At 58.1% G+C, this 13,661-nt stretch carries 11 protein-coding genes and 1 pseudogene; 9 read left to right on the plus strand and 3 right to left on the minus strand.

Annotation, left to right across the window (positions count from 1 at the left end; genetic code table 11):
- Positions 1 to 16 precede the first annotated feature (16 nt).
- Complete coding sequence (locus ACR0NN_RS08650; protein ID WP_170720920.1) at positions 17 to 847, plus strand: alpha/beta fold hydrolase; 831 nt, start codon at positions 17 to 19, stop codon at positions 845 to 847.
- A 1,130-nt stretch (positions 848 to 1,977) separates the two neighbouring features.
- Here ACR0NN_RS08650 and ACR0NN_RS08655 read toward each other — a convergent pair.
- Both ACR0NN_RS08655 and ACR0NN_RS08660 read right to left on the minus strand, forming a co-directional pair.
- Positions 1,978 to 2,169: an SGNH/GDSL hydrolase family protein gene (locus ACR0NN_RS08655; protein ID WP_170720918.1), complete on the minus strand. Its 192-nt coding sequence runs from the start codon at positions 2,167 to 2,169 to the stop codon at positions 1,978 to 1,980.
- Positions 2,170 to 2,399: 230 nt separating this feature from the next.
- On the minus strand, positions 2,400 to 3,401 hold the full coding sequence (locus tag ACR0NN_RS08660) for a LacI family transcriptional regulator (protein WP_170720916.1): 1,002 nt from the start codon (positions 3,399 to 3,401) through the stop codon (positions 2,400 to 2,402).
- Between the two features lie 175 nt (positions 3,402 to 3,576).
- Between ACR0NN_RS08660 and ACR0NN_RS08665 the strand changes: the two genes are divergently transcribed.
- From ACR0NN_RS08665 to ACR0NN_RS08695, 7 genes are all read left to right on the plus strand, one after another.
- Complete coding sequence (locus ACR0NN_RS08665; protein WP_170720913.1) at positions 3,577 to 4,806, plus strand: ABC transporter substrate-binding protein; 1,230 nt, start codon at positions 3,577 to 3,579, stop codon at positions 4,804 to 4,806.
- Between the two features lie 72 nt (positions 4,807 to 4,878).
- Complete coding sequence (locus ACR0NN_RS08670) at positions 4,879 to 5,805, plus strand: carbohydrate ABC transporter permease (protein WP_170720909.1); 927 nt, start codon at positions 4,879 to 4,881, stop codon at positions 5,803 to 5,805.
- The gene (locus tag ACR0NN_RS08675; protein ID WP_480684423.1) at positions 5,798 to 6,706 is read left to right on the plus strand and encodes a carbohydrate ABC transporter permease; all 909 of its coding nucleotides are present in this window, start codon (positions 5,798 to 5,800) and stop codon (positions 6,704 to 6,706) included. The genes ACR0NN_RS08670 and ACR0NN_RS08675 overlap by 8 nt, the downstream gene beginning before the upstream one ends.
- Positions 6,706 to 7,779 carry an ABC transporter ATP-binding protein gene (locus tag ACR0NN_RS08680; RefSeq protein WP_480684550.1) on the plus strand — a complete coding sequence of 358 codons (1,074 nt, stop codon included), beginning with the start codon at positions 6,706 to 6,708 and terminating at the stop codon, positions 7,777 to 7,779. The genes ACR0NN_RS08675 and ACR0NN_RS08680 overlap by 1 nt, the downstream gene beginning before the upstream one ends.
- Positions 7,776 to 10,208: a beta-mannosidase gene (locus ACR0NN_RS08685; protein WP_480684425.1), complete on the plus strand. Its 2,433-nt coding sequence runs from the start codon at positions 7,776 to 7,778 to the stop codon at positions 10,206 to 10,208. Before ACR0NN_RS08680 ends, ACR0NN_RS08685 begins: the two co-directional genes overlap by 4 nt.
- Positions 10,205 to 10,972: a sugar phosphate isomerase/epimerase family protein gene (locus ACR0NN_RS08690; RefSeq protein ID WP_170720903.1), complete on the plus strand. Its 768-nt coding sequence runs from the start codon at positions 10,205 to 10,207 to the stop codon at positions 10,970 to 10,972. The genes ACR0NN_RS08685 and ACR0NN_RS08690 overlap by 4 nt, the downstream gene beginning before the upstream one ends.
- Entirely contained in the window at positions 10,969 to 12,132 is a 1,164-nt protein-coding gene (locus ACR0NN_RS08695) for a Gfo/Idh/MocA family protein (RefSeq protein WP_170720900.1), read from the plus strand. The genes ACR0NN_RS08690 and ACR0NN_RS08695 overlap by 4 nt, the downstream gene beginning before the upstream one ends.
- Positions 12,133 to 12,275: 143 nt before the next feature.
- On the opposite strand, the pseudogene ACR0NN_RS08700 reads toward ACR0NN_RS08695, so the two are convergent.
- Positions 12,276 to 12,491 (minus strand): annotated as a pseudogene (locus ACR0NN_RS08700) (DDE-type integrase/transposase/recombinase); the annotation flags it as partial.
- Positions 12,492 to 12,816: 325 nt separating this feature from the next.
- On the opposite strand from ACR0NN_RS08700, the gene ACR0NN_RS08705 reads away from it, so the two are divergent.
- On the plus strand, positions 12,817 to 13,587 hold the full coding sequence (locus ACR0NN_RS08705; protein WP_170720892.1) for a TIGR01458 family HAD-type hydrolase: 771 nt from the start codon (positions 12,817 to 12,819) through the stop codon (positions 13,585 to 13,587).
- Positions 13,588 to 13,661: the final 74 nt, after the last annotated feature.

The following is a 13,661-nucleotide window of genomic DNA, read 5'->3' on the forward strand; positions in this document are numbered from 1 at the left end:
CCGATTAGGAAAACCCGTGCCTGAATTCCAATCCGCCGACGATCTGACCCTCTATTACGAAGACGTAGGGGCCGGTGCGCCCATTCTATTCGTGCATGAATTCGGGGGTGACTATCGCAGCTGGTATCGGCAAGTGCCGGTGCTCTCGCAAACCTTTCGCTGCATTACCTATAGTGCGCGCGGTTTTCACCCGTCTGCGGTGCCCGAGGATCGTGCAAAATACGGCCAGGCACAATCGACTGGCGATGTGTTGGCGCTGATGGATCACCTAAGGCTTGATAGGGCACATCTGGTGGGTACCTCTATGGGTAGCTTCACCAGCCTGGATTTTGCGTTGACCCATTCCGACCGCGTGCTCAGCGTGACCCTTGTTGGCAACAGCTCCGGCCCGCGGGACGAGGCCGAACGCGCCCGTTACCGCGAAACCTGGGTCGGTCACGAAATCGCTCTGCGCGAGGCTCGCGGCGGCGCGGGTGCGGTTGCGGTGCTGGAAGATGATCCGGCCTATCAAAGTTTCCAGAGAAACGATCCTGAAAACTGGGGCATCTATGCTGACAACCTGCAGGGCCAATCCGCGACAGGCGCAATACATGTCCTGTCGACGGTGCATTGGAACCGGCGTTCGTTATTCGAAGATTGCAGCCGCTTAGAAGCCCTGGATCGGCCCGTCCTGCTGGTGACGGGGGATGAAGATTACTATCTGGTCGACGAAACCAATGCGTTCCTGCAAGATATACTGCCCGATGCCATCTGGCACCGGTTTCCAGAAACCGGTCATCTAGTCAACATAGAAAGGGCGGCCGCGTTCAACCATCTGCTGGAAGAATTTGCCGGCATGGCGCGATGACCGGGTGGCGAACGAGACTGGGATTTCGCTCATTACCCCATTGTCTGGGTAAGTGACGATCGTGTGCCTTGCTATGCGCAGCGTAAGTTTGAGCAGTGATGGTCCGGAATGGGCGGTCCTGATCTCAGCTAGGGCGGGTTTTCAAAAGGTTGCTGTTTAGGCCCAAGCGTCGGCCTGTAGCTTTGTTTTGAACTTTCCAATTCGCCATCGTTGGGCATCGCGACCCTTATAAAAAGTGTAAGCGGCGCTCATGCCAATTGGGAAGGACCAACACATGATTTCGGGCGACGCGTGGTTGAACGCATATTGTCGCAGACAATTCACGCAGCCTTTTTCCGAACTATCGCAATTCTGATGCCTGAGGAGATTTGGTCTTGGTCAAAGCACTGTCGACGAATGTCTGGAAAGTGGGCTGCGACGGCAGCATTTCGGCATACCGCCGAGTGACCGCTATGGGCCGCTCTTAGGACCTCCGTCCGTGTTGCAGCTTCGCTCGTGCAGCGAATGTCTCCTTTTCTGACGGACCGCGCCGCAGCGACGAAACCCACAGATCAACGACCCGCAATCGGTCGATGGTTAGGTAGTGGCAAGCCGTGCAGGAGCAAATGCTGCGTCAGCTCCGAGGTCCGCTCTGAGCCCAATATGGACATTTAAACAAGAAAGCCTGTGCCAATACCAGAAACTCCGGTTTTCTCGAGGCTTGATCATGGAATCGCAAGAGGCCTACGTTTACGATACAGGGATGACGTCGCGGACAACTTCAGCTAGCGCAACGGCAACGGGCTCAAGCAAGTTAGGATCGAAATGCATGCCATCAATACTGTCAGGGCCAACAACCTGATTTAATTCAAAACACTACGCTCCAAACGTCGCGGCAACTGTGGGGTAGGTTTCGCGAAGGCTCTCTAGAGCCGCTCGGCTGTGAACCGAATCGAAGTTTGGTTTCAGCCAAGTTTTGCTGACTTCGCCCATTTCTGGTGGCATCAAGACAAGCATTTGTGGGGCTTTGCCATCCCGACCAACATTCGACTTGCATATGATATCCAGAAGCCGACCGAGACCACACGCAATCTCATCACCATTCACGCCAAAGCGAAGTTTTGTGTCGTTTGACCCTAAAAGGATGACGACTAGGTCAAACGACATATGCGTCTTTCGAGTGATTGCAGCTGAGCGAGACCGCTCGATTCGCCGATCATTGGATCGTCGAACACCGTCGTCCGGCCATTCAACCCGTCTTCGACTACGTGATAGGCTGTGCCGAGTTCTGCCTGCAGTCGCCTCGTCCAGCGCTCTACAAACCCATACCGGGTAAACTTCATGCCACCGCGTGGATCGCGCCCCAGGTCAACGAATCCCTAAAACAAAGTACTGTCTTCGGTTCGGCGACCCGCTGACTCTGTTCCTCCCATGCCTCCAGCACGAACTTCCTACAGTATGCGCGACTATATCCCCTACCGGACCATCGATCAGATCGACAGACAGACTACAGGTTTGCGACCCTGCCCTGACCCACAAAATATCGGCAGACCCTGCATGAACTATATCGGTGTCAGACCAGTCGCGCCGAAATGAGGCTTTGACTGGGTTGCCGGTCTGGTTCCTCAATCGCCTGAATCGCTGCTTTGGCCAGAAAGGTTCCCGCGTTTTGCACATCCTCGCGGACAACCTTTATTGCCTGTCTGAAGTGCTTGAGAAAAGGAACCGCTTCTTTAGCGAAGATATCGAGGTCTTCACCCAAGATACGACCGGCTCTTTCGGCGCCCACGCTGGCGAAAATCGCGGCGGTCGAGGAGGGGGTGATGATGCCGTCAATATCCGGGCGGGTCTTAAGAAAGGCGGCGAGGGTCTGTTTCATCTCTTCACCGCTTTCGTCGCTGGTGATCCCGGGAATCACCTCGAACTGTGCTTCGGTTTGTGCGCAGGCCGCGCGCGCGCCGCGCAGCATGTCCTGTGAGTAGTTCTGTTCCAGCGGCGGCGTGAGCATGGCGATCTTGCGGCGACCGGAACGTGCCAGCTCCTGCACAGCAAGCTGCCCGAACGAAGTGTTGTCGAAATCGAAATACGGATGCTGATCGCGCCATTTCGATCTGCCATAGGTGGCAAACGGAAATTTCCGGTCCAGCAGATGGGCGATGCGCGGGTCCTCGACCTCGATCCGGTTGAGGATCAGTGCGTCGGCCGATCCGGTTTCGAGGATATAGCGGACCGGTTGCATGGGATCCTCGCCGGGGAAATAGGGCGTGATGATCAGGTGATAGCGGGTGTCGCGCAGGGCTTGCGCGATCGAGGCGACAAGCTGTCCGGTGTGATCCGTTACTTCGTGATCCGAACACAGGACCAGCGAGATCACATTGGTCTTTCCGGTCCGCAGCCGTAGCCCTGCGCGGTTTGGGATATAGCCGATCTGCGCCGCAATCTCGCGTACCTTCTTCTTGGTCGCGGCACCGATATCCGGGGCATCGTTCAGCGCCCGCGATACTGTTGGCACCGCTAGCCCCGAAAGTTCGGAGATGGTGCGCAGCGTTGGTCGGTTTTTTTCGGATCGAGACATTCGGTTCCTGGTTTGCTTTGTGAAATTCGCCGCATGGCGCCCGTCGCCTGTGGTGAAATCCGGTAGAATATTGGGTGCTGACCCTAGTCGCTGAGAGGGCGGGTGTAAATCCGTTGCAAGAAATTACTAAATCGTTATAGTATTCTCCTATAACGTTTTAGACTGGGAGGAATCGATGAAACGACTGACGAGTTTGCTGGCCGGTACCGTGCTGGCAGGGGCGGGCGCCGTCCATGCGGCTGATCTGGAAGTCACCCATTGGTGGACATCGGGTGGCGAGGCTGCTGCGGTGTCGGAATTTGCCAAGGCCTTTAACGACAATACAGAACATTCATGGGTTGATGGCGCCATTGCCGGATCGGGCGGTACGGCGCGCCCCATTATCATCAGTCGAATCATTGGTGGCGATCCCATGGGGGCGACACAGTTGAATCACGGACGTCAGGCGGAAGAGCTGATCGAGGCGGGGCTGCTGACCGATCTGACCGAGCTGGCTGAGCAGGAAGGCTGGAAGGACATCGTGAATCCTTCGTCTCTGCTTGAGGCCTGTACCTTTGAAGGCCGCATCTATTGCGTGCCTGTGAACATTCACTCATGGCAGTGGATCTGGCTGAGCCATGAGGCGTTTGACAAAGCCGGTGTGCCGGTTCCCGCCGACTGGAACGAATTCGTGGCCGCCGCGCCCAAACTTCAGGAAGCGGGTATCGTACCGCTGGCCATGGGTCAGCAAAGCTGGCAGCAGAACGGAGCCTTTGGCGTGTTGGCCGTGGCGATTGCCGGTGTGGATGCCTGGCGCGAGGTTGTGGTCAATCGCAACGCCGATGCGGCGATGGGGCCGGAATACACCAAAGTGTTCGAAGCCATCGTGGATGCGCGCGATCTGGCTGCGGACTCGAACGTTCAGGACTGGAACCAGGCCACCAACATGGTGATCACTGGTAAGGCGGGCGCGCAGATCATGGGGGACTGGGCACAGGGCGAGTTCCAGATTGCCGAGAAGGTCGCCGGGCAGGATTACACCTGTCTCCCGGGACTGGGTGTGAATGAGATTCTCGATACTGGTGGCGATGCATTCTATTTTCCGGTCGTTGATGATCCGGAAATTCAAAAGGCGCAGATGGCCCTGGCGTCGACCCTGATTGCCCCGGATGTTCAGGTTGCCTTTAACCTCAAGAAAGGCTCGTTGCCGGTGCGCGGAGATATTGACCTGTCCGCCGCGAACGACTGCATGCAAAAGGGACTGGACATTTTGAAGGCTGGTGGCGTCCTCCCCTCGGGCGAGATGAACCTGACGCCGGATACCCAGACTCAGATCGAAGACCTCATGGCTGAGTTCTGGTCCACTGACATGTCGGCTGCTGACGCGCAATCGCGTTATGCCGACATCATCCGGTCCGCCGAGTAAGGCACCACCGCGCACTGGTCTGTCCGGGGAGACTCGGCCCCGGGCAGGCCAAAGCTGCGCAGAAAGACCAATATGGAAAACCCGACTTCTCTCGACCCGCCAGAACGCGGGCGCGCCAGGCGACCCGCTTCGCTGTTTCGCAACCTGTCCGCCAAAATCGCGTCGATCCCAATGATCCTGACCGCGCTGGTGGTGTTTGTGGGCGGCACGGCCTGGACGGTTGCGCATTCGTTCACCTCGTCCAAACTGTTGCCCAAGCTGAATTTTGTCGGGTTCGATCAATACGAACGGCTGTGGACCACGCCGCGCTGGCTGGAATCGATCGGGAATCTGGCGCTCTATGGTGCGCTGTCGTTGATTTTTACGCTAGTCATCGGGTTCACGCTGGCGGCGCTGCTGGATCGCAAGATCCGGGGTGAGAATGTGTTCCGCACCATATTCCTCTATCCGTTTGCACTCAGCTTCATTGTGACCGGGCTGGCCTGGCAATGGATCCTGAACCCCGATCTGGGCATTCAGCACGTGGTGCGCGGCATGGGGTGGGAGAGCTTTACCTTCAACCCGCTGAACGACCCTGACATCGTGATGTACGGTATTCTGATTGCGGGCCTGTGGCAGGGGACAGGGCTGATCATGGTGATTATGCTGGCTGGTCTGCGCGGGATTGATGAAGATATCTGGAAGGCCGCCCGCGTCGATGGGATCGGGACGATCAAGACCTATGTGGTGGTCATCATCCCGATGATGCGGCCGGTTTTCGTAACCGCGCTGGTGCTGATCACCAGTGGCATCATCAAGCTGTATGATCTTGTGGTGGCGCTGACCAATGGCGGGCCCGGCATCGCTTCGGAAGTGCCTGCGAAATACGTGATCCAGTACATGTTCCGGGCGCAGAATCTGGGGCAGGGGTTCGCCGCGTCGACCATGATGCTGATCTCGGTGGTGATCATTCTGATCCCTTGGGCCTATCTGGAATTCGGAGGGCGCAAACGTGGCTGAACTGACCTCTGCCGGCTATGCCGAAGGGCCGCGCGGCCCAAAGCCCAAACGCAGCCTGAGCCGGGCGAACATCTTTCTCTATGGTACGCTGATTGTGGTGTCGTTCTACTACCTGCTGCCACTTTACGTGATGGTGGTGACATCGCTGAAAGGCATGCCCGAAATCCGGGCGGGCAATATCTTCTCGCCGCCGCTTGAGATTACCTTTCAGCCCTGGGTCAAGGCCTGGGCGCAGGCCTGTACCGGCATCAACTGCGATGGGTTGAGTCGTGGGTTCGGCAACTCGATCAAGATCCTGATCCCTTCGGTGGTGTTGTCGATCGCCATTGCCTCGATCAACGGGTATGCGCTTGCGCGCTGGAAATTCAAAGGCTCGGAGGTGTTCTTTTCCATCCTGATCGTGGGTGCGTTCATTCCCTATCAGACCATGCTCTATCCGCTGGTGATCATCCTGCGTGAGATCGGTCTGATGGGAGATCTGGGCGGTCTGGTGCTGGTGCATACGATCTTTGGCATGCCGATACTGACGCTTTTGTTCCGCAACTACTTCACCTCGATCCCCGAGGATCTGCACAAGGCCGCCCGCGTCGACGGTGCCGGGTTCTGGAGCATCTATTTCCGCATCATGCTGCCGATGTCTCTGCCGATCTTTGTGGTGGCGATCATCCTGCAGGTTACGGGCATCTGGAACGATTTCCTGTTCGGCGTGATCTATACCAAGCCGGAAACCTACCCGATGACGGTGCAGCTAAACAACATCGTCAACTCGGTGCAGGGGGTCAAGGAATACAACGTCAATATGGCCGCGACCCTGCTGACCGGGCTGGTGCCTCTCGTCATCTATTTTGTCTCGGGCAAGCTGTTCGTGCGCGGCATCGCCGCCGGTGCGGTGAAAGGATAATCATGCATTCTGTCGAAATACGCGATCTGGATCTGAGCTTTGGGGCCGTCGAGGTGCTGAAGGATCTGAACCTGAACATTGCAGATGGTGAGTTTCTGGTGCTGCTAGGTTCGTCTGGGTGCGGAAAATCCACTCTTCTGAACTGTATCGCCGGGTTGCTCGAGGTTACGGATGGCCAGATTTTCATCCATGACCGCAACGTGACATGGGAAGAGCCGTCGGATCGGGGCATCGGGATGGTGTTCCAGTCCTATGCGCTCTATCCGCAGATGACGGTCGAAGGGAACCTGTCCTTTGGCCTGAAAAACGCACGGATGGCGCGGGATGAGATTGCAAAACGGGTCGCACGCGCGGCTGAGATTTTGCAGATCGAACCGTTGCTGAAGCGCAAACCAGCGGCGCTGTCGGGTGGTCAGCGTCAGCGGGTGGCCATAGGCCGGGCTTTGGTGCGCGATGCGGATGTGTTCCTATTTGACGAGCCGCTGTCCAATCTCGATGCCAAGCTGCGCGCCGATCTACGGGTGGAAATCAAGCGCCTGCATCAGCAGCTCAAGAACACCATCATCTACGTGACCCATGACCAGGTCGAGGCACTGACGCTGGCTGACCGGATCGCGGTGATGAAGGGTGGGCAGATTCAACAGCTGGCCTCGCCGTCCGAAATCTATAACCGGCCCGGCAACCGCTATGTGGCGGATTTCGTGGGCTCGCCTTCTATGAATTTTGTCGAGGGCATGTTGACCGATGGGCGGTTTGAGGTCGCGGATCAGGCGCTGGCACTGGACAGCTATCCTTTTGCCAAACAGCCCGGCGGCCCGGCGACCTTGGGTGTGCGGCCCGAACATGTGGTCACGGGTGCAGCGGCTGAAGAGCTGCCGTTTCACACCACGGTTCCGGTTGAGGTGGTCGAGCCGATGGGGTCGGACACACTGGCCTGGACCCGGTTCGCCGCTGAGCCGTTCCGCGTGCGCCTTGACGGGCAAAGCGGTGTCAGCCCCGGCGATCAGCTGACCATCGGCATTGACCTTGCCAAAGCCTCGTTCTTTGACACGGAGACGGAGTTGCGGTTGTGAAGGATGTGGGGGCGTTGCCGGTGCTTGATCTGTCAGGTCAGTGGCGGATGCAGGACGCGAGCGGGGAGTATGATCTGGCTGTTAGGCTGCCCGGTGACGGGATCACCGCGCTGCATCAGGCCGGGCTGATCCCCGACCCCTATGTGGGACGCAACGAATATGATCTGCGCCGCATCGCCGAGCTGGACTGGACCTTCGAGCGCAGTTTTCATTTGGATGGTACGGGCTATCTGCTGCGGTTGTCCGAGGTGGATACGGTGGCGGAAATTGCGCTGAACGGCAGCGAGGTTCTGACCACCGACAACGTTTTTCGCCGTTATCAGGCCGATCTGTCCGAAGCGGCGCGGGTGGGTGAAAACACCCTGCGCATCACCCTTCGGTCAAGCATCGCCGAGGGGGCGGCACGGCAGGCGGCGCTGCCTTATCCGGTGCCCAGCCATCCGCGCAATTGCCCGATCCCGAACGGCAACATGCTGCGAAAGGTGCAATGCGATTTCGGTTGGGACTGGAACATCGCGCTGGCCCCGTTCGGGGTATACGGGCAGATACAGCTGCTGCCAATATCGCAGCCCCGGTTCTCGGATCTGACCGTGCTGCAGCACCATGCCGGGGGCAGGGCGACGCTGACTGTGCAGGCGCGGCTTGACGGGGCGGCACGCGCTGAGCTGCGTTTCTGCGGTCATAGCCAGAGTGTAACTGCTGACAGCGACAGCCGGATTGAGGCCGCGTTTGTCATCGATCAACCAGAGCTGTGGTGGCCAGCCGGTCTGGGGCCACAGACCCTGCACGAGCTGACTCTGAGCAGCGGTGTCGCCTCGGAAACCCGCCGGGTCGGGCTGCGCGATATTCAACTGATCACCGAACCGGATGAAATCGGCACCAGTTTCAAGTTGCGCGTGAATGGCGTGGATATTTTCTGTAGGGGGGCCAACTGGATCCCCGCCGATGCGCTACCAGGGCGGATCACGCCAGAGAAAACCCGCGATCTGCTGCAATCGGCGGTCGATGCCAATATGAACATGCTGCGGGTTTGGGGTGGCGGACGCTATGAGCGGGACAGCTTCTATGAAGCCTGCGACGAGCTGGGGCTGCTGATCTGGCAGGACGCCATGTTCGCGTGCAACCTCTACCCGTCACACCCGGAATTTCTGGACAATGTAGAGGCTGAACTGAGCGAACAGGCCGCTCGGCTGTCCGTGCATCCCTGCATCGCGCTGTGGTGCGGCGACAACGAGCTAGTGGGCGCGTTGGGGTGGTATGACGTCAGTGTGAAAGACCGCGACAGGTATCTGGTGGGGTATGACCGGCTGAACCGAACCATCGAGCGCGCCATCCGGAACACGCTGGGCAGGGATGTGAACTGGTGGCCGTCCTCGCCCTCGCTGGGCCCGCTGAACTTCGGTGATGGCTGGCACGAGGACGGGGCAGGGGACATGCATTTCTGGTCGGTTTGGCACGAGGGGCGGGATTTCGACCATTACCGCGATGTTGCCCCCCGGTTCTGCAGTGAATTCGGGTTTCAGTCTTACCCGTCGATAGATGTCATCAGCAGCTTTGCCGGGCCGCGAGATTTCAACATCGCTGCTCCGGTGCTGGAAAGCCATCAGAAGAACGCAGGCGGCAATGCGCGGATTGCCGAGACGATGTTTCGGTATTTCCGCTTTCCTGAGGGGTTCGAAAATTTCGTCTATCTCAGCCAGGTGCAGCAGGGGCTGGCGATCAAAACCGCCGTTTCGCATTGGCGGGCGCAAAAGCCGCGCTGCATGGGCACGCTGTACTGGCAGTTGAACGATACCTGGCCGGTGGCTAGCTGGTCGTCGCTGGATTATGGCGGCGGATGGAAGGTGCTGCATCACATGGCGCGGCGGTTTTACGATCCCGTCGCGGTTACTGCGGTGCCCGGGGCAGGGGGGCTTGCGCTGGTTGCGGTCAACGACACGCGCGCGCCGGTCAGTATCTCGCTCAGCGCCAGCGCATTGCGTCTTGATGGCAGCGAACGCGGGCTGGGCGCGGTCCGGGGGATCGTCCCGACCGATGCCGCCGCAACCTTTCTGACGATCCGGCACGATGCGCTGAAGCCGGATGAAATGCTGCTCTATCGCATGACCATGCCGGACGGAACGGTCCGCACCGGTCATCACGCGCCGCTGCCCTACAAAGCCTATGACCTTCCGGAGAACGGGCTGCAGTTGCAAACCGAGGATCTTGGCGATCACCTGGCTATGACTCTGACAGCGGATCAGCCAGCCATTTATGCAAGTGTCGAGCCGGATCAGCCGGGTCGGCTGAGCGACAATGCGGTGCTGGTGCTTCCTGACCAACCAGTGCGCCTGACGTTCACCCCAGCGCAGCCCGGAGCCGATTGCCGGTTCACCCTGCGCGATCTGCGCAGCGCCACATATCATTCCAACAGTAAGGACAGGTCATGACCGCGATTGGGTATCAGCTTTATAGTTCCCGCAATTTTCCCCCGCTTAGCGACACGCTGCGCATGTTGGCCGAGATCGGTTACGCCGAGGTCGAAGGTTATAGCGCCCTGTTACAGGACGACGCGCAGCTACAGCAGTTGCTGGCCGGGCTGGACGCATCCGGGCTGCGCATGCCAACGGTACATTTCGGGCTGGACGTATTGCGGGACCAGCCGGGTGAGGTGATCAACCTTTGCCGTCGGATTGGCATCAGCAACGTGTTCGTACCCTATCTTGCTGCCGAAGACCGGCCGAAGGAGGCGCAGGGCTGGGCGGCATTTGGCACGGAACTGGCCGAGCTGGGAAAGCCCCTGCAGGATGCGGGGCTGGGATATGGCTGGCACAATCACGATTTCGAGCTGGTCGATCTGGGCATACCCGAGGCGCCGCTGGACCTGATCATGCAGGCGTCGGACGATCTGCTGATCGAACTTGATGTGGCCTGGGTGGTGCGCGGCGGGCGCGATCCGCTGCAATACATCTCGAACTATGGCGACCGAATCCGGGCAGTGCATGTCAAGGACATCGCGGCGGACGGCACCTGCATGGACGAGGATGGCTGGGCCGATGTCGGGCAGGGCGTGATGGATTGGCCGGGATACTACGCAGCACTGCGGGACAGTGCGGCGCAGCATTACATCATGGAGCATGACAACCCCTCGGATCATCTGAGATTTGCGGCACGGTCGCTGGATGCGGCTCTTGAACTGGGAAAGGCGCAATGATGGAAGAATTGGGTGTCGGCATCATCGGTGCCGGGAATATTTCTGCGGCTTATCTGCGTCTGGCGCCGCTGTTCCGTGGATTTTCGATACGGGCGGTTGCGGATTTGAATGCCAAGGCCGCCAGCGCGCGGGCCGCCGAATTTGGCATTCGCGCCGAAACGGTCGATGGACTGCTGGCGGCGGATGATATCGACGTGGTGGTGAACCTGACGATCCCGGCAGCGCATTTCGAGGTAACGAAATCCATCCTTGAGGCAGGCAAACATGCCTATTCGGAGAAGCCTGTCGTGCTGAGCCGACCCGAGGGCGAGGCGCTGGCTGCACTGGCCGCTGTGCGCAACCTGCGGGTGGGATCGGCGCCGGATACGTTTCTGGGGGGCAGCCATCAGCAGGCAAGGCAATTGATCGATGACGGTGCCATTGGTCCGGTGGTGTCTGGTACGGCTTATGTGATGGGACCGGGGATGGAACACTGGCATCCCAATCCTGATTTCTTTTTCCTACCCGGTGCCGGTCCCGTTCTGGATATCGGTCCCTATTACATCACCAATCTGGTGAACTTGATCGGGCCGGTTCAACGGGTCGGAGCCCTGTCACAGACCGCGTATCAGACCCGCACGATCACGTCTGAACCGCGCCGGGGTGAGACGGTACCGGTCAAAACACCCACGACACTGATGGCACTGCTGGAATTTGTCTCGGGCGCGATCATCACATTGGGGGCCAGCTGGGACGTCAAGGCGCATGGTCACAGCAATATGGAGCTCTATGGCAGTGAAGGCTCGTTATTTGTGCCGGACCCGAATTTCTTTGGTGGGACACTGAAACGCGCGGGGGCGGATGGTGCTGTGCATGCGGTCGAGCCGTGGGCGCACCCGTTTGGCATCCCCAACGAGGGAACAGAAGGGAAGGATCCGCGCGCCAACTATCGCTGCGCGGGGCTGGCCGATATGGTCTTTGCATTGCAAGAAAACCGCCCGCATCGCTGCGCGCTGGAACTGGCCACGCACAGCGTGGATGTGATGACGGCGATCCTGACCTCGGCCGAGAGCGGGGAATTTGTCGACATGACCACAACCTGCGCGCGGCCCGAATCTCTGACACCAGAGCTGGCTGCGAGACTGATAGACGGAGCTGTTGCAAACTTTGGGCAAGGGTGAGAAGGACCGACGCTCCGGTTAATTATCCTGCCAATTGGACGAACTGCTAATTCGGTTGGAGCCCGGGCGGGTTCTGTTGCGAAGTTTACCGAAGTTCAGAGAAACACATCTGAGCTGCTTTGTTATGCGAGCAGCTCTCTGAATTATCGAAAGGGCCAGAGTCCTGGTTTGAACTGATGTAAACGAATCATGTGCGCGACCTCAATGCTGGCCAGAGTCACTGACGACGAAACAAAAGACTTGAAGCCGAGCATCGGGCGGGTTCGTCTTTTGATTAAAAGATGATCCTATTCCACAATATTATTCATGTATTTTCGCCTGACGATTTCAATTGGGACCTGGCAACCAAAGCCATTCAATATCTTGTTTAAGCTAGCACGTGCTGACGGATAGAAACTTTCTGCGGCGGTGGACGAACGCCAAAGAGTTACGCCCTTGTACTAGGCAGCTTGGCTTGGTTGAGAGTGGCGATAATTCTCGTAATCATTACCCTAAACCGATTGGACCTGGATTTAGACCTGGAAGTCCGCTTTGGTGAAGCTGCATCGCAACATATGGCTGCGGCGTGAGCGGCAGCTCAGGGCCGTGGATACCATCAATGCGGAGACAATTTTATCCGAGTTCGCGCCCGATTGGGTCTTCTGCTTGATCAAATCAGAAAACCTGTTCTAGCATTAAGTTATCATGGCTATTGGTCTTCTCCTTGATATATCGGGCGTACTTTACAACGGTTCACAAGTGATTTCGGGCGCCAAGGAAGCTGTGCTTCGATGTAGAGCGAATGAGATCCCGATCCGCTTTCTTACAAACACCACCCGCAGACCCAAGCGTCTCATCGTCGAGATGCTCAGTCACTTCGGCTTTGCGGTCGAAACGAACGAAGTCATGACGCCTTCTCAGGCTGCGTGTGAGTGGTTGAAAGAAAATGGATACTCTCCCCATCTTTTGGTGCACCCAGATCTGACCGAAGACTTCGACAGAGTCGTTTCAGGAAAACCTGTCGCTGTGGTCGTAGGTGATGCGGGGCCGTTCTTCGACTTCGAAAGCCTAAATGCGGCGTTTCGCAATCTTGACCAAGGTGCCCCGTTTTTGGCGCTTGCAGCGAACCGCGTGTTTCGTGATGCCGACGGAGCGCTTAGCCTCGATGCTGGAGCCTTCGTCCATGGCCTTGAATACGCGGCTCAAGTTGAAGCTCTTGTCCTTGGAAAGCCATCAGAAACGTTTTTCCAAGCAGCTTCAGACAGCATGGGACTGCCTCTCGCGGAAGTTATCATGATAGGCGATGACGCCGAAAACGACGTCGCTGGAGCGCTAAGAGCGGGTGTTGGCAAAGCCATTCTGGTACGCACCGGTAAGTATCGGCTTGGCGAGGAAAAGAGATACGACCCAGCACCTTCCTTTGTGGCAGATGACATATCCGAGGCAGTTGATTGGGCTATTATGGGTAGGATTTAACGCCCTCTTAGTTGCGCGTTGCGTGAGTTCCGCCAGCCTCTGATTTTCCACTCGCAACGAGCAGCAGCTATGCG

It is taken from the genome of Ruegeria sp. BA2 (assembly GCF_056539605.1).